Annotated in this window: 22 protein-coding genes; 13 read left to right on the top strand and 9 right to left on the bottom strand. The window is 34.2% G+C overall.

The annotated features are described in order from the left end of the window. Nucleotides 1–71: 71 nt before the first annotated feature. Genes aroC through ACLL8X_RS04850 form a run of 4 tightly spaced genes read right to left on the bottom strand, consistent with a single transcriptional unit; the run spans nucleotide 72 to nucleotide 3228 of the window. Entirely contained in the window at nucleotides 72–1160 is a 1089-nt protein-coding gene (gene aroC, locus ACLL8X_RS04835) for a chorismate synthase (RefSeq protein WP_411989808.1), read from the bottom strand. Continuing rightward, entirely contained in the window at nucleotides 1157–1834 is a 678-nt protein-coding gene (gene rnc / locus ACLL8X_RS04840) for a ribonuclease III (protein ID WP_411989809.1), read from the bottom strand. The genes aroC and rnc overlap by 4 nt, the downstream gene beginning before the upstream one ends. Continuing rightward, nucleotides 1821–2261, bottom strand: coding sequence for a ribonuclease HI (rnhA, locus tag ACLL8X_RS04845; RefSeq protein WP_411989810.1), 441 nt, complete (start codon nucleotides 2259–2261; stop codon nucleotides 1821–1823). The genes rnc and rnhA overlap by 14 nt, the downstream gene beginning before the upstream one ends. Further along, nucleotides 2248–3228, bottom strand: a complete 981-nt coding sequence (locus ACLL8X_RS04850) for a tetratricopeptide repeat protein (RefSeq protein ID WP_411989811.1) — start codon at nucleotides 3226–3228, stop codon at nucleotides 2248–2250. The genes rnhA and ACLL8X_RS04850 overlap by 14 nt, the downstream gene beginning before the upstream one ends. 69 nt (nucleotides 3229–3297) lie before the next feature. On the opposite strand from ACLL8X_RS04850, the gene dnaG reads away from it, so the two are divergent. From dnaG to ACLL8X_RS04915, 13 genes are all read left to right on the top strand, one after another. Continuing rightward, nucleotides 3298–5109 carry a DNA primase gene (gene dnaG / locus ACLL8X_RS04855; protein WP_411989812.1) on the top strand — a complete coding sequence of 604 codons (1812 nt, stop codon included), beginning with the start codon at nucleotides 3298–3300 and terminating at the stop codon, nucleotides 5107–5109. Between the two features lie 81 nt (nucleotides 5110–5190). Then, nucleotides 5191–5463, top strand: a complete 273-nt coding sequence (locus ACLL8X_RS04860) for a NifU family protein (RefSeq protein ID WP_411989813.1) — start codon at nucleotides 5191–5193, stop codon at nucleotides 5461–5463. Further along, the gene (locus tag ACLL8X_RS04865; protein WP_411989814.1) at nucleotides 5450–6001 is read left to right on the top strand and encodes a histidine kinase; all 552 of its coding nucleotides are present in this window, start codon (nucleotides 5450–5452) and stop codon (nucleotides 5999–6001) included. Before ACLL8X_RS04860 ends, ACLL8X_RS04865 begins: the two co-directional genes overlap by 14 nt. Beyond that, nucleotides 5985–7271, top strand: coding sequence for a UDP-N-acetylmuramoyl-L-alanyl-D-glutamate--2,6-diaminopimelate ligase (locus tag ACLL8X_RS04870; RefSeq protein WP_411989815.1), 1287 nt, complete (start codon nucleotides 5985–5987; stop codon nucleotides 7269–7271). The genes ACLL8X_RS04865 and ACLL8X_RS04870 overlap by 17 nt, the downstream gene beginning before the upstream one ends. Continuing rightward, entirely contained in the window at nucleotides 7271–7579 is a 309-nt protein-coding gene (locus tag ACLL8X_RS04875; protein ID WP_411989816.1) for a YbaB/EbfC family nucleoid-associated protein, read from the top strand. The genes ACLL8X_RS04870 and ACLL8X_RS04875 overlap by 1 nt, the downstream gene beginning before the upstream one ends. An 11-nt stretch (nucleotides 7580–7590) precedes the next feature. Next, the gene (locus ACLL8X_RS04880; RefSeq protein WP_411989947.1) at nucleotides 7591–8685 is read left to right on the top strand and encodes a PDZ domain-containing protein; all 1095 of its coding nucleotides are present in this window, start codon (nucleotides 7591–7593) and stop codon (nucleotides 8683–8685) included. After that, nucleotides 8682–9527 (top strand): polyprenyl synthetase family protein, encoded by an 846-nt coding sequence (locus ACLL8X_RS04885; protein ID WP_411989817.1) that lies wholly within the window; start codon nucleotides 8682–8684, stop codon nucleotides 9525–9527. Before ACLL8X_RS04880 ends, ACLL8X_RS04885 begins: the two co-directional genes overlap by 4 nt. A 9-nt stretch (nucleotides 9528–9536) precedes the next feature. Continuing rightward, entirely contained in the window at nucleotides 9537–11435 is a 1899-nt protein-coding gene (gene tkt, locus ACLL8X_RS04890) for a transketolase (RefSeq protein ID WP_411989818.1), read from the top strand. After that, the gene (locus tag ACLL8X_RS04895) at nucleotides 11432–12541 is read left to right on the top strand and encodes an ABC transporter permease (protein WP_411989819.1); all 1110 of its coding nucleotides are present in this window, start codon (nucleotides 11432–11434) and stop codon (nucleotides 12539–12541) included. Before tkt ends, ACLL8X_RS04895 begins: the two co-directional genes overlap by 4 nt. Further along, complete coding sequence (locus tag ACLL8X_RS04900) at nucleotides 12542–13264, top strand: ABC transporter ATP-binding protein (RefSeq protein ID WP_411989820.1); 723 nt, start codon at nucleotides 12542–12544, stop codon at nucleotides 13262–13264. It abuts the gene before it with no gap. A gap of 2 nt (nucleotides 13265–13266) precedes the next feature. Next, nucleotides 13267–14160: an MlaD family protein gene (locus ACLL8X_RS04905; RefSeq protein ID WP_411989821.1), complete on the top strand. Its 894-nt coding sequence runs from the start codon at nucleotides 13267–13269 to the stop codon at nucleotides 14158–14160. Next, complete coding sequence (locus tag ACLL8X_RS04910; RefSeq protein ID WP_411989822.1) at nucleotides 14157–14750, top strand: ABC-type transport auxiliary lipoprotein family protein; 594 nt, start codon at nucleotides 14157–14159, stop codon at nucleotides 14748–14750. The genes ACLL8X_RS04905 and ACLL8X_RS04910 overlap by 4 nt, the downstream gene beginning before the upstream one ends. Before the next feature lie 56 nt (nucleotides 14751–14806). Further along, nucleotides 14807–15307, top strand: a complete 501-nt coding sequence (locus tag ACLL8X_RS04915; RefSeq protein ID WP_411989823.1) for a flagellar FLiS export co-chaperone — start codon at nucleotides 14807–14809, stop codon at nucleotides 15305–15307. A gap of 346 nt (nucleotides 15308–15653) precedes the next feature. Here ACLL8X_RS04915 and map read toward each other — a convergent pair whose 3' ends face one another. The 5 genes from map to nhaA (ACLL8X_RS04940) are packed head-to-tail and all read right to left on the bottom strand — an operon-like array spanning nucleotide 15654 to nucleotide 19982. Beyond that, nucleotides 15654–16412: a type I methionyl aminopeptidase gene (gene map / locus ACLL8X_RS04920; RefSeq protein ID WP_411989824.1), complete on the bottom strand. Its 759-nt coding sequence runs from the start codon at nucleotides 16410–16412 to the stop codon at nucleotides 15654–15656. A gap of 9 nt (nucleotides 16413–16421) precedes the next feature. Continuing rightward, nucleotides 16422–17165, bottom strand: coding sequence for a glutamate racemase (gene murI, locus ACLL8X_RS04925; protein ID WP_411989825.1), 744 nt, complete (start codon nucleotides 17163–17165; stop codon nucleotides 16422–16424). Next, entirely contained in the window at nucleotides 17162–17629 is a 468-nt protein-coding gene (locus ACLL8X_RS04930) for a C40 family peptidase (protein ID WP_411989826.1), read from the bottom strand. Before ACLL8X_RS04930 ends, murI begins: the two co-directional genes overlap by 4 nt. Nucleotides 17630–17634: 5 nt before the next feature. Beyond that, nucleotides 17635–18804 (bottom strand): Na+/H+ antiporter NhaA, encoded by a 1170-nt coding sequence (gene nhaA / locus ACLL8X_RS04935; RefSeq protein WP_411989827.1) that lies wholly within the window; start codon nucleotides 18802–18804, stop codon nucleotides 17635–17637. Continuing rightward, nucleotides 18801–19982 (bottom strand): Na+/H+ antiporter NhaA, encoded by a 1182-nt coding sequence (nhaA, locus tag ACLL8X_RS04940; protein ID WP_411989828.1) that lies wholly within the window; start codon nucleotides 19980–19982, stop codon nucleotides 18801–18803. Before nhaA (ACLL8X_RS04940) ends, nhaA (ACLL8X_RS04935) begins: the two co-directional genes overlap by 4 nt. Nucleotides 19983–20039: the final 57 nt, after the last annotated feature.

Here is a 20039-nt window from a genome sequence, read left to right on the forward strand (position 1 = left end):
AAAAAAGAGACGATATAGCATTTGAATCTTTTCAAAATATTGCAAGTAAAGCCCATGAAAATGGGCTTTTTTTATTTTAATCCATAAGCCTTTTTTAAATTATCCAACTTCGCACTCGCATTTAAAAGCAAACAATCAGCCAAAACCAAACGTACCATAGCAGTTGCCACCACACTTCCTCTAATGCCCACACAAGGATCGTGTCTGCCCCTAAGCTCAAATTCCACATTCTTGCCTGATTTATCCATACTTTTTTGTCTGGCAAATATAGAAGGAGTAGGTTTGAAATAAGTTTTTAAAAGCAAATTTTCCCCATTTGAAATCCCGCCTAAAATACCCCCGCTATGATTGCTTAAAAATTTACCATCGCTTAAAGCGTCATTGTATTCTAAACCACGCATTTGACTGGAATTTATACCTTCGCCTATTTCAACTGCTTTTACAGCATTTATCCCCATCAATGCACTGGCTAATTTAGAATCTAATTTATCATAAAGCACTTCTCCAAGCCCCACAAGCATACCACTAACCCTAGTAAAAACAGCAGCACCTACGCTATCCTTAGCATTTCTAGCCTTTAAAATTTCATTTTTAAAATCATCTTCTAAAGCCTTATCAAGACAAAAAATTTCACTTTGCTTAGCCCACTCAAAATCTAGCTCCTGCTCTTTAAGCTGAGAAACAAAGCCACCCACTCCAAAAACCCCACTCTCAACACTCATGCCAAATTCACGCAAAAGCATAGCCCCAACCGCACCACCGGCTACCCTAGCCACGCTTTCACGCGCACTTGCCCTACCCCCACCTCTATAATCTCTTATGCCAAATTTATGAAAATAAGTAAAATCCGCGTGCGATGGACGAAACAAGTCCTTTACATTATCATAATCCTTAGAATGAGCATTTTCATTAGGCACAAGCAAGGCTATGGGATGACCTGTGGTATAGCCTTCAAAAACTCCGCTTAAAATTTGAACCCTATCGCTTTCCTTTCTTGCAGTGGCAAATTTACCTCCGCCCCTGCGTTTATCAAGTTCGCTTTGCAAAAACTCTTCATCAAATTTAAGCCCTGCTGGCATTCCATCTATAACACACCCCACCGCTACGCCGTGAGATTCGCCAAAACTTGTAAATTTTAATCTTGTGCCAAAAGTATTCATTCTAAAGCTCCTAATTTTTCAAGTGCAATCTTTGCCGCCATTTGCTGTGCTTCTTTTTTACTCCCCCCAATAGCACGGGCAAGTTCTTTTCCTTCCAAATTTAAAGCAATTTCAAATTGCTTTAAATGGTCAGGTCCAAAGGCACGCAAGGTTTCGTATTGTGGGGTTTGACCCTTATTTGCTTGAGTGAGTTCTTGTAATTTTGTTTTATAATCCTTGATGAGAATTTTCGCATCAATTTGAGGGAAATTTTTTTCTACAAGTCTTAAGGCAATAGTCTTTGCAAACTCAAATCCAGCTTCTAAATGTATAGCACCTATAATGGCTTCTAGGGCATCAGAGAGTATAGAAGGCTTTTGTTTGCCCCCATTATTTTCTTCAGCTACGCTCATAAAGATAAAAGCTCCTAAATTTAAACTATTTGCGATTTTTGCAAAGGATTTTTCATTAACCAAAGCGGCTCTGAGCTTGGATAAATCGCCTTCAGCGTCTTTGGAAAATTTATGAAAAAGATACTCACCCACGACTAAATCCAGCACCGCATCGCCTAGAAATTCCAAGCGTTCGTTATTATAAGATTTTTTACAACTTTTATGGGTTAAAGCCTGAATGAGTAGGCTTTTGTCTTTAAATTCATAGGCTAAATCCTTTTGTAATTTTTCAAGATTTTTCATCATTTTCCTTTGCGATTTTTAAAGCTGCCTTGCGTGCTAGGGTATCACATCTTTCATTTTGGGGGTGGTTATTGTGAGCTTTTATCCAAAAAGCCTTAATCTTATGAGTCTTTGCCACTTCAATATACTCCTTCCATAAATCCACATTTTTTTTACCCTTAAAATCCTTTTTCACCCAGCCTTCTAGCCACTCATTAATGCTTTTAACCATTAGATTTGAATCCGTAAAAAGAGAAATTTCACAAGGCTCTTTAAGAACTTTTAAAGCTTCGATGATTGCCATTAATTCCATTCTATTATTGGTAGTATGTGCCTTAGCCCCAAAGCCTTCTTTTTCATACTCTTTATAACGCACAATATAAGCCCAACCCCCAAAGCCCGGGTTATTAAGACAAGAACCATCGGTGTAAATTTCAATGCGTTTCATTATTTTTCACTTCGTAAATAATTTTACAGGTATTAAACTCATAACAAACAGGACAATGGTAAAAAAATAAAGGCATCACACTTTTACACTCACAACAACGATAAGAAAATTCAAGCCCTGCATTAAAAGAATTATCCTTTAAAATTTTTAACATTTTAAAATGGGAATTTTTAAAAACAAAATCAGCCTTTTGCTTTGAAATTCTACCTAAGGCATAAAAAAATTCTAAAAAATCTTGATTTTCTAAGTTAAATCCTTCATTTTCTTTATAAAGCAAATCACAAATATCCCAAAAATCCTGCCCCAAAAACAAATGATATTTTTCAAAAATCAAACGCCCTAGCATTGCATTGCCAGCTATTTTTAATTCCAAAAGTTTTTGCTTTTTTTCTTCATCGTCTATATTCAAAGCACAAAGCTCTAAAGCCTTGATAAAATCATATTCGTTTTGCACTTCTTCATTGAGCTCAAAAAGACATTCTAAGAGTTCTAAATTTTCTTTATAAGAGCGAAGCTTTAAATAGATGATTTTTAAAAGTTTTAAAGCCTGTATGTTTCTTGGACGCAGTTTTAAGGCTTGTAATAACACTTCTTTTGCCCGTTCTAAAAATCCCGCCTTGAAATAAACCTTAGCCAAAGAAATAAAAATAAATTCTCTCTCTTGCTTGTCTTTGCATTTTTCAAGAGCGATTAAATAAATTTGCGTTGCCTTTTCAAATTCTCCGCTTTTAGTGAAAATTTCAGCTAAAAAGCTCAAATTTCCAAAGCTTAGAGTGCTATTTCTTAATAATTCTTTATGAGCACTATCCATTTCAAATTTTTTTATAAATTTTTCAAGCTTTTGTTCTTCGTCCTTGTTAGCAAATATTTTCCAAATATAATTAGCCACAGCCACAACAAAAACTAAAATAGTTAAAATGATAAGCCCCACTAAAGGGTCTCTGTATTCTACAAAGAAAAAATCCATAGTCTCGCTCTAAAAATTTTATGCCAAATTATAGCCAAATCTTTGTATAATTTTGACAAGGTTTATAAAATGATAACTAAAGAAAGTATTGAGAGTTTATCGGCACGGCTTAATATTGTTGATATTATAGAAAATTATATTGAAGTAAGGAAACAAGGCTCTAGCTTTGTTTGTATCTGTCCTTTTCACGCGGATAAAAATCCTTCTATGCACATCAATGCTACTAAGGGCTTTTATCATTGTTTTGCGTGTAAAGCCGGTGGGGATGCTTTTAAATTCGTAATGGACTATGAAAAACTAAGCTTTGGCGAAGCGGTCGAAAAGGTCGCAAGTCTTAGCAATTTTGCCCTAAGCTACACAAAAGAAAAACAAGAAAACAAAAAAGAACTCAAATCCATACTCCCCGCTCTTAATGCGTATTTTAAAGACAAACTCAAACACCACAAAGAAGCTTTAAGCTATCTTTATCAAAGAGCTTTAAATGATAAAGATATTGCTAAATTTGAACTGGGTTTTGCAGGAGCAAGTGAAGATAGTATAAGATTGCTACAAAATGAAAAAATCTCTTTAGAAGATGCCTTAAGCGTTGGGGCTTTAAAAAAAGATGAAAATAATGAATTTTATGCCAGTTTTATATGGCGTATTACCTTTCCTATTTATAACCACAAAGATTTGCTAGTAGGCTTTGGAGGACGCACCTTAAATCCTAATGTGGCGGCAAAATATGTCAATTCTCCCCAAAATGTGCTTTTTGATAAGAGCAGAATCTTTTATGCTTTTAATATCGCTAAAGAAAATATAGCCAAAAAAAAAGAAATGATAATATGCGAAGGCTATATGGATGCCATAGCCTTTCATAAAGCCGGATTTAACAATGCCGTAGCCGTGCTTGGAACAGCATTGACCGAGCACCACCTGCCTTTAATCCGCCGTTATGAAGCAAAAGTGATTTTATGTTTTGATAATGATGAAGCCGGCTTAAAAGCTGCTACGCGTTCAGCCTTTTTGTTAAGCACAAATAAAATCGATGGCAAAGTAGCTCTTTTGCAGGACGGAAAAGACCCTGCCGAACTTGTAGCAAGGAATGAAAGTGCAAAACTTCACGGTATTTTAAGCAAGGGTATGGAGCTTGGCGAATTTTATATCAGACGCTTATTATCAACTTATGCTTTAAATTCCGCTCTTGACAAACAAAAAGCCTTAGAAAGCATACAAAAATACACCTTTAACCTTGATTCTTTGGTGGCAAATTCTTATACCGCTCTAGTTTCAAATTTATTAAAAGTAGATGAAAAATTTATCATTCTATCACGCAATTTGAAAAAAGCCGCCCCGCTTCCTTCAAATTCTCAAAACAATTTGTATAAAGAAAAAATTCACATCGCAGAATTAGAACTTATAGCTTTTTTAAAGCAAAACCCTAATGCTTGTGATATTTTTAAACAAATTAGCGATAGCCTTTGTTTTAAGCATAAAATTTTACTCACAAAAATTTTAGAAAAAAAAGGCTATGAAGATAGCGATATTAGAGAATTTGAAAGCAAAAATATTCGTTCAAATTTAACTTATAGCGACTTTTTGCTAGGAATTTGTAAGGTCAATTTAGCCTTTTTAAACCATATCAAAATCCCTAATCCCGCTTTGGGTTTAAAAAAACAACTTTTTACACTGATTGATAAAAATTTAAACTCCTTAACTAAAAATTTAAATACCGAAGAATTAAATCATTTTTTAAAAGAATATTTAAGCTTCTTAAAACGGGAAAAAAACGAAGAACTTTTACAACAATCATTTAAAAATTTAAGTGGAATTTTTAATAAAAAAATTTTTACAGCTTGTGATTTAGGATTTGATATACAAGATAATGACGAACCTTTTTAATTTATTTAAGTTTCAAGCCTTAATTTACCTTTTTTTAAACACAAACTCGCTAAAGTATATAAAAATTTTTAAGGATAAATTATGATGCCTTTTAGCGATGAAGAGCTTATAAATCCTGTAAAAGCGAGTTTGGAAAAAAGTATGCCTATGCTTGAACGCGATGGGGGTGGGCTTGAATTTTTGGGGATTAAAAAAGGCGTGGTTTATGTGCATTTAATAGGAGCTTGCAAGGGCTGTGCATCAAGTGGAACAACACTAAAATATGGACTTGAAAGACAACTTAAAATCGACATTCATCCAGAAATTACCATAATCAATTTAAACGGCGGAGCGGAAGAATTTGCAAAATTATAAAAAACTAGGCATTGAACATTTTTATAAACAAGATTTTAAAACTGCAAAAATGTATTTTTCTATGGCTTATGAAAAGCGTAAAAATAAAAGGTTGCTAAATTTCATCTGCCTTTGTGAGCTTGCCTTAAGCTCTCCAAAAGAAGCTATTTTGCTGTTTGATTTTTATATGGAGCATTATAAAATTTCTAATATTGACAAGGATTTAGAAGAGCTTTTAAACGCTATTGAATTTAAAAAGCAAGATAACAAGCAAGAAAATGAATTTGAAGATGGCTATGCCTTAAATTATCAAGATTTTTTAAAGAGCGAAGAAGAATTGGGCTTTCAAAAAAGCTTTGAAAATGTCATTCATAGCACGAAATTAGTCATTGATAAACGAGATGATTTTTTGGATTTTTTGGAAAAATTGTTAGCTAATGGCTATAAGGACATCACTCTTAATTACATAGAAAACGCTATGCCTTATTTTTGGGCTAATGAAAGATTTATCAAACTTCAAGAAAAACTCATAGGATTTAAAAGTGAAATTAAAACTTGAAAATTCCTTTATTACAGACAGTAGCCTAGAATGTGAAAAAGAATGCTTTTTCTTACAAACCACGCAAAATGCTAAATTTCACACTCAAGCCTTAGAAAAAGGTGCAAAAATCATTGGCGTAAGGGAATGTAAAAAACTTTTAAAAATCGATGAAAAAATTAAAATCATAGGAATCACAGGAACCAATGGCAAAACCACAACCGCAGCAGCGATTTACTCTATCTTGCTTGATTTAGGTTATAAGTGCGGACTTTGCGGAACTAGAGGAGCCTTTATCAACGATGAGCAAATCGATGAAAAATCCCTAACCACTTCACCCCTTCTTAAAACCCTAGAATATTTACAAAGTGCCACTGACAAAAAATGTGATTTTTTCATTATGGAAGTAAGCTCACACGCTCTTGTTCAAAATCGTATCGAAGGCTTAGAATTCGCCGCTAAAATTTTTACCAATATCACTCAAGATCATTTAGATTTTCACGGAAATTTTGAAAATTATAAAGAAGCCAAAGAGCTTTTTTTTACCGATGAGAGTTTAAAATTCATAAACAAAGACGCCTTAGCTATTGAGTTTAATGTCCGTAATGCCTTTAGCTATGGTATTGAAAATCCTGCTTTGTATCAAATCAAGGCTTATTCTTTAGAAGATGGCATTAATGCTATTGTGATGAAAAAAGACCAAAGTTTTCATATAGACTCGCCCTTACTAGGACTTTTTAATCTTTATAATCTTCTAGCCGCTAGTGCTTGTGTGAATGAACTTGTAAAGCCTGATTTAAAGAATTTAGAAAAAGCTATCAGTGGATTTGGCGGGGTTTGTGGTAGGGTAGAACAAGTTGCAAAAGGCGTGATTGTGGATTTTGCCCATACGCCTGATGGCATTGAAAAGGTGCTTAATTCCCTTAAAAATAAAAAACTCATTGTTGTTTTTGGAGCAGGTGGAGATAGGGACAAAACCAAACGCCCCTTAATGGGAAAAATTGCCGAGCATTTTGCAAAAATTGCTATCATTACAAGCGATAATCCACGCAGCGAAGAGCCTAAAAGCATAATGGAAGAAATTTTATCAGGCTTTAAAAAGCCAAGCAAAGCTTTGATGATAGAAGATAGAAAAGAAGCTATAAAAAGGGCTTTAGAACTCAAAGAAAAAGACGATTTAGTGGTTATTTTAGGCAAGGGCGATGAAACGACTCAAGAAATCAAAGGAGTAAAATACCCTTTTAATGACAAAATTGTCGTTAATGAACTTTTAAAAATCAAGGATGAGTAATGTTTGAAAATATGGATTTTTCCAAAATGGGCGAACTTTTAAATCAGGTTCAAGAAAAAGCGAAAAATATAGAGTTAGAGTTGGCAAACCTTGAATTTAGTGCCAAAAGTGGAGCAGGACTTGTGAAAGTAAGTGCCAATGGCAAGGGTGAAATTATCGATGTAAGCATTGATGATTCTTTACTTGAAGATAAGACGACTTTGCAGCTTTTGCTCATTTCAGCTATCAATGATGTTTTAGCTATGGTTGCTAAAAATCGTTCCAGTGTGGCAAATGATGTTTTAGGTGGTTTAGGGGGTATGAAATGAGATATAAAATGATGGGCTTATTTTTAGTTTTTTGTATGCTTTTTACTTACACTTTTGCCATAGAAAGACCTAAATTTGAAGACTTTGCCGCAGGTTATGAAAGAAATAAAGCCAGTATGTTAAATTACGAAGGAATGCCAGCCTTTGCACTGAGTGAAAATTTACTTGCTGTTTTAAAACAGCCTAATACTAAGCTTAATAAATATGTCAAATACGACCCTTTTTTAAATTTATATCTTGTAAGGACTGATTTTAGCTTAATCCCTACTCCTATGGGCGATGAAGAAAAACTTACGCGTAATGATTGGGTGGGAATTTGGGACCCTAATAAGGCTTATATAGGGCATATTAAATATTTAGCTCAAAATATTGATGAAAAAGACCAGCTTGATTTTAATTCCAAAATAGGACTGCTAGGCACGGCGTGTTGTGAGATGATGGGTATAGCCTTAAACAATAGCTCTTTTATAGGCAATCGCTACTTAAAACATTTTATGAAATATAATGATGTTTATTGGGGCGATATTGGAGTGGATTTTGTAGTGCGTGAAAATAAAATTTATGTTAATAATGTTCGAAAAAATCCACAATTTTTAGTTAATGACCAAGTTGTAAGCGTTGATGGCGGGGATGCAAATGATTTAAGAAAACTCAATGAAAAAATTCTTTTTGCAGACCGCGGAAGCACACTTTATTTTGAAGTATTACGCGATAATGTGGATTTAAATATTTCTACCGAAGTTTTTGCAAAAGATTTAAGCCGCTTTAATCTTCCAGACTCCAAGCCTAAGCCTATAAATCCTAATTTTAGAAGCAATTTGGGCTTAACCATAAATCCAGCCCTTGTAGTCAGTGCCGTAGAAGCAAATTCCAAAGCCGCAGCTGCGGGATTTATGCTAGGGGATAAAATTTTACGCGTTAATAATACCATAGTGGGAAATTCCAAACAGCTCCAAGAGCTTTTTGCAACGGGAAATGATTTTAATGTCTTAATCGAACGCAAAAGCACGAATTTACCCCTATCGACTTTCAATAACGATTTAATTGGAAATGCTAACTCAGGCGGCGATGGCAAATTTCAGTTTTTCATAAGGCTTACTAAGTGAATTTAAAAGAACTTTTTATCCATCACTTGGAAAAAAATCTGCCTAAGGTTGAGAGTTTTCATCCTTTTTTTAACGAAGCTTTAGCCCTTATGTTAAAAGCTGGAGGAAAGCATTTTCGCGCACAATTACTTTTAAGCGTAGTTCAAAGCCATAAACCCGAACTTATCAATCAAGCCCTTGATGTAGCCTTAGCCTTAGAATTTATCCATACCTACTCACTCATTCACGATGATTTGCCTGCTATGGATAATGCGGACTTTAGACGAGGAATTCCAACCTTGCATAAAAGCTATGATGAAAGCACTGCTATTTTAGTGGGCGATGCTTTAAATACTGAAGCTTTTTTCGTTTTAAGTCGTGCTAATTTAAAAGATGAGCTTAAAATCAAACTCATCAAAACTCTTAGCTTTAATGCAGGGCTTAATGGAATGGTTATAGGACAAGCCTTGGATTGTTTTTTTGAGGATAAAAAATTAAATCTTAAGGAGCTTGAATTTTTACACACACACAAAACCGCAAGATTAATCGCTGCGGCTTTAAAAATGGGCTGTGAGCTTTGTCAAATGAGCGAAAAAGAAAGTGAAGAAATTTATCAAATCGGTCTTAAGCTAGGACTAATTTTTCAAATCAATGATGATATTATCGATACAACTACAAGTCAAGAACAAAGTGGAAAGCCTACTCACAACGATATTCACAAAAATTCCTTTGTCAATTTGCTCGGACTAAAACAGGCTATAAAAACAAAAGAAAATCTTCTTAGCGAATGCGAACAAGACTTGGAAAAACTGGACGATAAACTCGCACAAATGATACAAAATTTAATTATTCAATACTTATAAAGGCAAAAAATGGATATAAAAATTTTACAAGAACAAGCCAATACTCTAAGATTTTTAAGTGCGGATATGGTGCAAAAAGCAAACTCAGGACACCCCGGAGCGCCTTTGGGAATGGCTGATATTTTAAGTGTTTTAAGCTATCATCTTTCACACAATCCTAAAAACCCCCATTGGCTAAACCGCGATAGACTTGTATTTTCAGGGGGGCATGCTAGTGCTTTGCTTTATAGTTTTTTACATTTAAGTGGCTATGATTTAAGCTTAGAAGAACTTAAAAATTTCCGCCAACTTCATTCTAAAACACCCGGACATCCTGAAATTACAACCCTTGGAGTAGAAATTGCTACAGGTCCTTTAGGACAAGGAGTTGCTAATGCTGTGGGCTTTGCTATGGCAGCAAAAAAAGCACAAAATTTACTGGGCAAAGAGCTTATAAATCACAAAATTTATTGTCTTTGTGGTGATGGGGATTTGCAAGAAGGCATTTCTTATGAAGCTTGTTCCTTAGCAGGACTTCATAAGCTTGATAATTTCATACTTATTTATGATAGCAACGCAATTTCCATAGAAGGCGATGTGGCTCTAGCTTTTAACGAAGATGTAAAAATGCGTTTTGAAGCACAGGGTTTTGAAGTTTTAAATATAAATGGACACGATTATGAAGAAATCGATAAAGCTTTAAAGCAGGCGAAAAAAGCTACAAAACCTTGTCTTATTATCGCAAAAACAACCATAGCAAAGGGTGCAGGAGAACTTGAAGGCAGTCATAAGAGCCACGGCGCACCTTTGGGCGAAGAAGTAATTAAAAAAGCTAAAGAAAGGGCGGGCTTTAATCCAAATTTAAGCTTTGAAGTGCCAGAACTTGTAAAAATTCGCTTTGAAAGTGCCTTAGAACTTGGGGACTTAGAAGAAGCAAAATGGAAAGATAAACTTGAAAAAAGTGGCAAAAAAGAATTTTTAGAAAAACTTTTAAATCCGGACTTTAGTAAAATATCTTATCCCGATTTTAAAGGCAAGGACCTTGCCACAAGAGATAGCAATGGCGAAATTTTAAATGTTTTAGCTGCAAATTTAGAAGGATTTTTAGGTGGAAGTGCGGATTTGGGACCTTCAAACAAAACAGAGCTTTATGATAGGGGGGATTTTGTAGAAGGTAAAAATATCCATTTTGGCATTAGAGAACACGCTATGGCAGCGATTAACAATGCCTTTGCAAGATATGGAATTTTCTTGCCTTTTTCGGCAACTTTTTTCATTTTTAGTGAGTATTTAAAACCTGCTGCAAGAATAGCGGCTCTGATGAAAATCAAACATTTTTTTATCTTTACACACGATAGTATAGGCGTTGGCGAAGATGGACCTACGCATCAGCCTATCGAACAGCTTAGCACCTTTAGGGCTATGCCAAATTTTTTAACCTTCAGAGTGGCTGATGGGGTAGAAAATGTCAAGGCTTGGAAAATCGCTTTAGAAGCTGATATTCCAAGTGCTTTTGTGCTTTCACGCCAAAAACTAAGAGCCTTAAGTGAGCCTATTTTTGGCGATGTGGAAAACGGAGCGTATTTGCTAAGAGAAGATAAGGACGCTAAATTCACACTTTTAGCCAGTGGGAGCGAAGTTTGGCTTTGCTTAGAAGTGGCTAAGGAGTTGCAGTTGCGAAATTTTGCTTGTAATGTCATCTCTATGCCTTGTTTTGAGCTTTTTGAAAAACAAGAAAAAGCTTATCAAGCTAGGCTTTTAAAAGGTGAAGTTATAGGCGTTGAAGCAGCACATTCTAATGAACTTTATAAATTTTGCCATAAAGTGTATGGCATAGAAAGTTTCGGAGAAAGCGGCAAGGATAAAGATGTCTTTGAACACTTTGGCTTTAGCGTTTCAAAGCTTTTAGCCTTTATACTTGAGTCATGAATGCGAATTTTGAATTTAAAAACAATAGCTTTTTTATCTTTGGAATTTGGGATAAAACAAGTATAACAAAGCTAAAAATGAAAGATTTCTTAGCTTTGATTAAAACAAAGGAAATTATTTTTGATTTTAAGGCTTTAAAAGAGATTGATACTGCGGGGGTGAGATTTTTCCTTGCTTTAGAAAATGATTTGAAAAATAACGAGATTAAAGTTAGCAAACAGGGTTTAAATCCAAAATTCCAAACACTCTTTGAACTTTGCGCGAAAAATTATCAAAGACTTGATAAAGAGCCTTTGTTAAGAAAAAATTTTAAAGAATATATGAGCGATTTGGGCGAATTTAGCCTTGAACTTTTAAAAATTTTAAAAAAATTCATCTCTTTCACAGGGGCTTTTTTTACCACACTTTTTTTGTGCCTAAAAAATCCTAAAAATTTTCGCTTTATTGCTTTTTTATATCATATAGAAAATTCCGCTTTTAAAGCCTTACCCATAGTGATTTTGACCGCTCTTTTAGTGGGAGTGGTTTTAGCCTATCAGGCTGCTTATCAGCTTGCGCAATTTGGAGCGAATATTTTTATCGTTGATTTGATGGGAATTTCAGCTACTAGAGAACTTGCACCCTTAATAGCCGCCATAGTGATTGCTGGACGCAGTGCTAGCTCTTATACCGCACAAATTGGAGTGATGAAAATCACTGATGAGATTGCTGCGATGAATACTATGGGTTTTGGCTCTTTTGAATTTATCATATTGCCTCGTGTGATGGCTTTGGTTATTGCTATGCCTTTAATTGTAGCTCTTAGCGATGCGATTAGCATTATAGGTGGAATGATGGTCGCAAAATTAAATCTTGATATCTCCTTTGCGGAATTTTTAAGACGCTTCAGGGAAGCTGTGGATATAAAACATATCTTTATAGGGTTAGCTAAGGCTCCAGTTTTTGGTCTTTTAATAGGGCTTATTGCTTGTTTTCGTGGTTTTGAAGTGAAAAACACTACGCAAAGCATAGGAATTTACACCACAAAAAGCGTTGTAAATGCTATTTTTTGGGTCATAGCCTTTGATGCTTTATTTTCTGTTATTTTAACTTCTGCAGGAATTTAAATGCTTATCAAAGCACAAAATATCATCACAAAATTTGGAGAAAAAATCATCCATGATGGCGTAAGTTTTGAAATCAAAAAAAATGAAATTTTTGGTATTTTAGGGGGGAGCGGAAGTGGAAAATCCGTGCTTTTAAAACAAATGCTTATGCTTGAACATTTTGATGGTGGAGAATATGAAATTTTGGGTTTAAAACTTAAAAATATCAGCGAACAAAACGCTCTTATTTTGCGTAAAAAATGGGGCGTGGTTTTTCAGTTTGCTGCTCTTTTTAGCTTTTTTAGTGTTTATGAAAATATCGCTATTCCCTTAAAGGAATACACAAAGCTAGATGAAAATTCTATCCAAGAGCTTGTTTTGATGAAGCTAAAAATGGTAGGCTTAAATGAAAGCGTTTTAAAGCAATTTCCAAGCGAACTAAGTGGCGGTATGCAAAAAAGAGTAGCCATTGCTAGAGCCTTAGCACTAGATAGCAAATTGCTTTTTTTAGATGAACCTACTTCAGGACTTGACCCTTATAGTAGCCGTGAATTTGACGGTTTGCTTTTGGAGTTAAAAAAAAGTTTTGATTTAAATATCATTTTGGTTACACATGATAAAGAAAGTATGAAAAATTTACTCGATCGCTTTATCATTTTAGAGGATAAAAAAGTTGGATTTTGTGGCACTTATGAAGAATTACGCGTTCAAAATGAAAGACTTTTTAAAAGATTTATGGAGTAAAAGTGGAAAATAGAGCTAATTATTTTTTTGTGGGACTTTTTGTTTTTGGGGTATTTTTTGCTTCTATTGCTTTCATACTTTGGCTGGGTGGATACTCTAAAGAAGAAAGTTTTAAGTATTATGAAATTCACACCCAAGAATCCGTAGCAGGCTTAGGTATAAAAGCACCCGTAAGACTTTTGGGTGTGGAAGTAGGTAGTGTGGAAGAAATTAGCATTGAAAATAGCAAAAGATTAGGCGTAAGATTGCTTATCAAGGTTAAAAAAGACACGCCTATCAAAGAAGACACCCTTGCGACCTTGCAAATTCAAGGCATTACAGGGCTTAAATTCGTCCAACTCCTTCAAGGCGAAAATGAAGAAAGTAAGGATTTATCAGCCACTCAAGGCGAAATTCCCACCATACCTTACAAAGAAAGCTTTTTAGCCACCCTAGATAAACAAAGTGAGAAAATTTTTTCCCTAGTTAAAAGGACTGATGATAAATCCAAAGAACTTTTAAGTGAAAAAAATCTTAAAAATTTAGAGCTTTTGTTACAGAATTTAGCAGAGCTGAGTGCGAATTTGAACGCTAATTCACAAAATTTAAGTCTTAATCTTTCAAATGCGAGTTTAAAAATAGGAAAAATGGCTGATGATATAAGTTTGAGTGCGAGAAATTTTAATTCCACTCTTAAAGACCTTAAAGAAGGCGTGGTTCTTTTAAAAACTCTCATCAAAAAAACCGACACCAAACTAGACAGCTACGATGATATAAAAATATCTTTAGGGCAGAATTTAGAGCTTTTGCAAAGGCTTTTAATCCAAAGCACAAGCTTGATAGAAAATTTACAAAGCAGCCCTGCGGATTTGATTTTTAAAGAAACCAAACCTAAGCCGGGACCGGGAGAAAAATGATGAAAAAAATATTTTATGCCTTAATTTTTATGCTAATGCTTCATGGCTGCGCTTTAAGACACGAAAGCATTGATAAGAGTGAAAATCTTATCCTAAAAGATGATGGAAATTTGAAGGGCGATTTTAAAAAAACGGATAAAATCCTTAAAATTCGCAAAGCCGACACGCCCTTGTATCTTAACTCAAGAGCTATTATTTATATAGATAGGGGCTTTAGCAATCAATACGCCTATCATTTTTGGGCGGATTTACCAAGCAATCTTTATACTTCTTTGCTTTTAGCTAAATTTGAAAAGAGTGAGATTTTTACCACCTTGCTTTCACAAAATAGCTCTTTGGGGGCAAATTTCGTGCTTGAAAGCCGTATTAATTCTTTTGAACAAATTCTTAATAAAGATGAAAATTACGCTTATATTTCTATAAGTGTGAATTTAATAGAGCTTGAAAAAAATCAAATCATCGCCCATAAAATTTTTAGCGTCCAAGAAAAAATAGAAAAAAATAATATGCCTTCTCTTTATAATGCCTTTAACAAGGCTCTAAATCAGCTTAGCAAAAGCATAGTTTTTTGGGTGAATGCTCATTTGTAAAAATGGGAACACTTTTTGCTTTTTAAATATTTAGCAATATTTTTGAAAGGTAAAAAATGAAAAATGATTTAGCTGTATTTAAAAAACATTTAGGAGAAGTTGCGGGTGTGAATGAATTTAAAGCCAGTCAAATTTGCTCACAAATCAACGATGCAAACGACTTCATAGGGGCTTTGCAAGTGCTTGATATGGCTTTGAAAAAGATAGAAAAAAGCATTTTAGAAAGAAGGGATGAAAATTTAGATGATATGCAAAAAAGAACCCTAGATGCTATGACTTCCCAGCTTATACAAAACTGCTCTTTTATGGGAACGGCTCTTTTTGGAAATATTTTTAAGGTCTATGTAGGACAAAAACTTTTTGAATTTGAAATTGCTAATCCGCTTTTAATCCTTCAAACAAGCGATTATGAAGGAGTTTTAGCCTATATCCAAGATAAAAGGGCTGAGATAAAAGGCATTTTATCTCAATTAGCTAGTGCTATCACTATGGGTGAAACCATTAATAACTCTGACATTTACAATTCTACAGGGGATTTTAAAAATTTATTTAAATAAGCATAATAATCGTTTGTTTTCTTTAAGCAAATATAATAATTTTAGCTTAAAGAGATTTTCTAAACCCTTAAAAGAGTTAGGCTACGCATAAAAAGGGGGAGGGAAATAGCCTAACCCGAATGAGATCTTAAAAGATCTCTTTAAACTAAAATAAACATTTGGATAATTTAACAATCTTTTTGAATTATCTAAATTATAATTTACGTTTTAGTCTAGAAGCGGATATTTTATTCAAAAAACACTTAAATCATAATAAAAATATCATTTAGTAACTTAAATTACCAAAGAATATTTATAAGATAAATTATAAAAATTTTTAAAAATTAAAATGTTATTTCTTGTAATTTCATACCACAGAAAGAATTTCGGCACACCCATTAATCACAGCAACACAATGTTCATAATGAGCTGTATTAAGTCCGTCTGCACTTCCAGCATCCCATTTTCCGTTATAATGTTTTGGAGTTCCATCTTTTTGGCATATCATAGGCTCTATGCAAAACACCATTCCATTTTTAATTTTAGGGCCACTTTTTGCACTGGAACCTTGCTCTAAATAATTTAAAATTTCGGGCTCTCCGTGCGGTTTGCGACCTATGCCGTGTCCACAATATCCACGAAGTGGGACAAAACCTCTTGCATGAATAAATTCACCTAAAGCAGCTGAAAGCTCCTTAAAACGCATTCCATCACGAATAATATCTATAGCATAATACAAAGCATCTTTAGCACAAGCAATTAAAGCTTGGTCTGTGGATGAAATTTCGCCTATAGCAAGAGTTCTTGCTGCATCGCCATAATACCCTTCTAGCATAGTACCTACATCAAGCCCTAAAATATCTCCGGGTTTAATCACTTTATCATCGGGAATTCCGTGAATGCAAACCTGATTTAAAGAAGTGCAAATCGCACCGCTAAAGCCATAAAGTCCTTTAAATGATGGTTTGGCACCAAAGCTTAAAATATAATCTTCTGCCATTTTATCAATCTGCTTTAAGCTCATTCCCGCTTTAACTTCACTCTCTAAAAAATCTAAAGTTTTTGCTACGATTTGATTAGCTTTTCTTAATTTTTCTATTTCATCGGGTTTTTTTAATTCTATCATTTTATTTCCTTATAAATTGAGCCAAATTTTAGCAGTATTTTTTAAAGATTCAACATCGCTTGAAGCGTAAAAATGTAATTTTGTTTTGTAATTTTTAGAGCTTAAATCCTCTCTTTTTTTAAGAAATTCCACTATGGCATCACCTGAATGAATAAGCTTTGTTTTAGTCCCAAAATACTCACTTAAAGCCTTGCTTAATAAAGGAAAGTGCGTGCAAGCCAGTATCAGGGCATCAGGGGCTGTAATACCCTTAAAATAATACTCCATAGCACTTCGCAAGAATTCCCCTTCGAAAATACCTTCTTCCACCATAGGCACGAAAAGTCCCGTAGCTAAAGCATTTATATTTGTATATCCTTGAGATAACAAACGCTTTTGATATTCTTTGGATTTAATGGTTGCTTTTGTAGCAATGACTAAAATTTCTTTGTTTTTATCGGGCGAAGCCTTTATCGTTGCCTCAACTCCTGCGTCAATTACACCATATATTGGAAAATGTGCCTTTACTCTTAAAACATCTAAAGCATAAGCACTAGCGGTATTGCATGCAATGATGAGCATATCGATTTGAAATTGTTCAAAAAATTCCAACGCCTCAAGACAAAACTTTATAATCGTATCTTTATCTTTTACTCCATAAGGAACGCGTGCCGTATCTCCATAATAAATAAGCTCATCAAAAAGCCTTGCTTCATAAAGAGATTTTAAAACACTAAGGCCCCCAACCCCGCTATCAAATACACCTATTTTCAATACCTTCTTGCTCCAATGTAACGGGCTTTCCAATAAGAATTATTAAGCTCTACTTCTTTTACACCGCCCTTGGTGGATAAATGGATAAATTTACCTTTACTTGTATAAATACCTACGTGCATACCATTTGGTCCCCTGCCCGTTTTAAAAAAAACAAGATCTCCTGTTTTTAATTTTGACTTAGAAACCTTCACCCCTGAACCCATTTGAGTTTTAGTCGTGCGGGGTATGCGTATATTAAGCTGGGCTAATGCACTCTGCGTAAATCCCGAGCAATCCGCACCCTTTTTAGTCGTTCCACCTAAGACATAAGGGGTTCTTTTCCACTCATTTGCAATAACCCTAAGCTTACTTTCTTTACTTGTATCATTATAACTTGGACGCGTATAGTTTAAATTCTGGTAAAAGCTACAACCACTTATAAAAAACACAATAGCAATTGCAAAACAAACAAGCTTCATCATTCTCCTTAAGTTCGTGTAGCAAAAAATTTAAGATAAATAAAACCCCAAATTCCAGAACAAAAAGAAGCTATGAGAATGGCTAAATTATCTGCGTAATTAAAAATATCACTCACTTCATAAGCCAAACCATCGATAAACAAACTCATCGTAAAGCCTATGCCTGTAAGTATGCAAACCCCATAAAGTTGTTTTAAATTTGAACCTTGTGGCAGGGTTGCAAATTTAAGCTTAATCGCCAAATAAGAAAATAAAAATACACCCACTTGCTTACCCACAAAAAGACCCAAGAAAATACCTACACTCACACCCGAAAAAACCGCTCCAACATCAATATTGGATAAATTAACTCCAGCGTTTGCAAAAGCAAATAAAGGCAAAATAACAAAGGCGAGCCAAAATTTTAAACTTTCATAAATTTCTTCTAAAAAAGGTTCTCCACTTTTGGTTTGCATCGGTATAAAAAACGCTGTTATAATCCCCGCTAAAGTTGCATGCACTCCGCTTTTTAAGACACTAATCCAAAGAATGACCGAGCAAATAAAATAAAAAGATTTTCGTGCTATCCCAAAAAGATTTAAAAAAAACATCACCAAAATAGCAACTCCTGCCACTATAAAAGCTACTATGGATAATTTTGTTGTGTAAAAAATAGCTATAATCAAAATAGCACCCACATCATCAAAAATAGCCAAAGAAAGTAAGAAAATTTTTAAACTTGATGGAATGTGCTTTCCACACATCATTAATATAGCCAAAGCAAAAGCCGTATCCGTAGCTGTAGGGATAGCCCAACCTTTTAAGGTATAGGCATCTCCTATATTTACCAAAGCAAACAATACCGCGGGCACAATTATACCACCTAAGGCAGCCATAAAAGGCAAAACAATATTTTTAGGATTTTTAAAATCCCCATGTAAAAATTCTTTCTTAAGCTCAAGTCCTATGGCAAAGAAAAAAATCGATATGAGACCATCATTAATCCAAAGCAAAAAGGGTTTATTGAGTTCAAATCCACCGATACTAAATCCTACTTTTAAATTTAAAAATTCTCGGTAGTGCATACTAAAAGAACCATTTTGCACAAGCAAAGCAAGCAGAGTGCAAAATATAAGCAAAATACCACCAAAAGCCTCATTCAAAACCAAAGCTTTTAATTTAACGACTATATTATTCATTTAACAATCTTAAGATAAATAAAACCAATAATGGCACTTAAAAAACTAGCTATCAAAATAGCAAGTTTATCCGCATGTTCGAAAATATCACTATTTTTATACGCCAAACCATCAATAAATAGACTCATAGTAAAACCAATACCCGTCAAAATACAAATACCATAAAATTTTCCATATCTAACATTTTCAGGCAACTTAGCAAGCTTAAGCTTGATGGCGATAAAACAAAAGACAAAGACGCCTAATTGTTTTCCTAAGAATAATCCCAATATAATCCCAAGACTCACAGGTGAAATGATAGAGCCAAGATGCATATCTCTAATATCAATCCCCGCATTAGCAAAAGCAAATAAAGGCAAAATAAAATAAATTACCCAAGGATTTAAATCCTTAAGAACTTCGTGCAAATAAGGTTTTTTGCTTTTGGTATCAAGGGGTATAAACAAAGAAATAATCACGCCAGCCAAAGTCGCATGCACCCCACTTTTAAGCATAGCTATCCACAGCACAACGCCCACTAATATATACAAAGAAAGATGGGTGATATGATAATAATTTAATAAAAGCAAGGCAAAAATACAAAACAAACAAACGATAATGGCCAAAGTCGAAAGTTGGTCTGTATAAAATAAAGCAATGATAATAATAGCACCTAAATCATCAAAAATAGCCAAAGAAAGCAAAAAAAGCTTTAAACTTGTGGGAATTTTATTTCCTAAAAGCATTAAAATTCCCACAGCAAAAGCTATATCTGTGGCCGTAGGGATAGCCCAGCCTTTCATAGCAAAATCGTGAGAGTAATTGATAGCAACAAAAATTAAAGCCGGAGTAATCATACCCCCTAAAGCCCCAAATATAGGCAAAGATACAGCTTTTATGTTTTTAAGTTGTCCGCGTAAAATTTCATATTTTAACTCAAGGCCTATGCAAAGAAAAAATATAGCTATCAAGCCATCATTTATCCATAAATCTAAAGACTTTGAAATTTGAAAATGGTCAAACCCTATCGTAAAGTTAGCGTGAAAAAAATCTGTATAAATAACACTCAAAGAAGAATTTTTACACAATAAGGCCAAAAAGGTAAAAAATATAAGTAAAATACCCGGAAAAGTTTCACTCAAAACGATTTTTTTTATCATTTGCCTTCTTGCTCCTAAAAATGTTGTAAAAAATTCCATAATTAACGGACAAGATTATAACGAACAAATACTAAAAAAATAATTATTTAAAAAATA

The sequence above is a fragment of the Campylobacter parajejuni genome (assembly GCF_046764905.1).
Classification (GTDB): Bacteria; Campylobacterota; Campylobacteria; order Campylobacterales; family Campylobacteraceae; genus Campylobacter_D.

Excerpts from the sequence above, each read along its gene's own strand:
- aroC (WP_411989808.1), bottom strand. The coding sequence starts at position 1,160 with ATGAATACTTTTGGCACAAGATTAAAATTTACAAGTTTTGGCGAATCT.
- rnc (WP_411989809.1), bottom strand. The coding sequence starts at position 1,834 with ATGAAAAATCTTGAAAAATTACAAAAGGATTTAGCCTATGAATTTAAA.
- rnhA (WP_411989810.1), bottom strand. The coding sequence starts at position 2,261 with ATGAAACGCATTGAAATTTACACCGATGGTTCTTGTCTTAATAACCCG.
- ACLL8X_RS04850 (WP_411989811.1), bottom strand. The coding sequence starts at position 3,228 with ATGGATTTTTTCTTTGTAGAATACAGAGACCCTTTAGTGGGGCTTATC.
- dnaG (WP_411989812.1), top strand. The coding sequence starts at position 3,298 with ATGATAACTAAAGAAAGTATTGAGAGTTTATCGGCACGGCTTAATATT.
- ACLL8X_RS04860 (WP_411989813.1), top strand. The coding sequence starts at position 5,191 with ATGATGCCTTTTAGCGATGAAGAGCTTATAAATCCTGTAAAAGCGAGT.
- ACLL8X_RS04875 (WP_411989816.1), top strand. The coding sequence starts at position 7,271 with ATGTTTGAAAATATGGATTTTTCCAAAATGGGCGAACTTTTAAATCAG.
- ACLL8X_RS04880 (WP_411989947.1), top strand. The coding sequence starts at position 7,591 with ATGGGCTTATTTTTAGTTTTTTGTATGCTTTTTACTTACACTTTTGCC.
- tkt (WP_411989818.1), top strand. The coding sequence starts at position 9,537 with ATGGATATAAAAATTTTACAAGAACAAGCCAATACTCTAAGATTTTTA.
- ACLL8X_RS04895 (WP_411989819.1), top strand. The coding sequence starts at position 11,432 with ATGAATGCGAATTTTGAATTTAAAAACAATAGCTTTTTTATCTTTGGA.
- ACLL8X_RS04900 (WP_411989820.1), top strand. The coding sequence starts at position 12,542 with ATGCTTATCAAAGCACAAAATATCATCACAAAATTTGGAGAAAAAATC.
- ACLL8X_RS04910 (WP_411989822.1), top strand. The coding sequence starts at position 14,157 with ATGATGAAAAAAATATTTTATGCCTTAATTTTTATGCTAATGCTTCAT.
- ACLL8X_RS04915 (WP_411989823.1), top strand. The coding sequence starts at position 14,807 with ATGAAAAATGATTTAGCTGTATTTAAAAAACATTTAGGAGAAGTTGCG.
- map (WP_411989824.1), bottom strand. The coding sequence starts at position 16,412 with ATGATAGAATTAAAAAAACCCGATGAAATAGAAAAATTAAGAAAAGCT.
- ACLL8X_RS04930 (WP_411989826.1), bottom strand. The coding sequence starts at position 17,629 with ATGATGAAGCTTGTTTGTTTTGCAATTGCTATTGTGTTTTTTATAAGT.
- nhaA (WP_411989827.1), bottom strand. The coding sequence starts at position 18,804 with ATGAATAATATAGTCGTTAAATTAAAAGCTTTGGTTTTGAATGAGGCT.
- nhaA (WP_411989828.1), bottom strand. The coding sequence starts at position 19,982 with ATGGAATTTTTTACAACATTTTTAGGAGCAAGAAGGCAAATGATAAAA.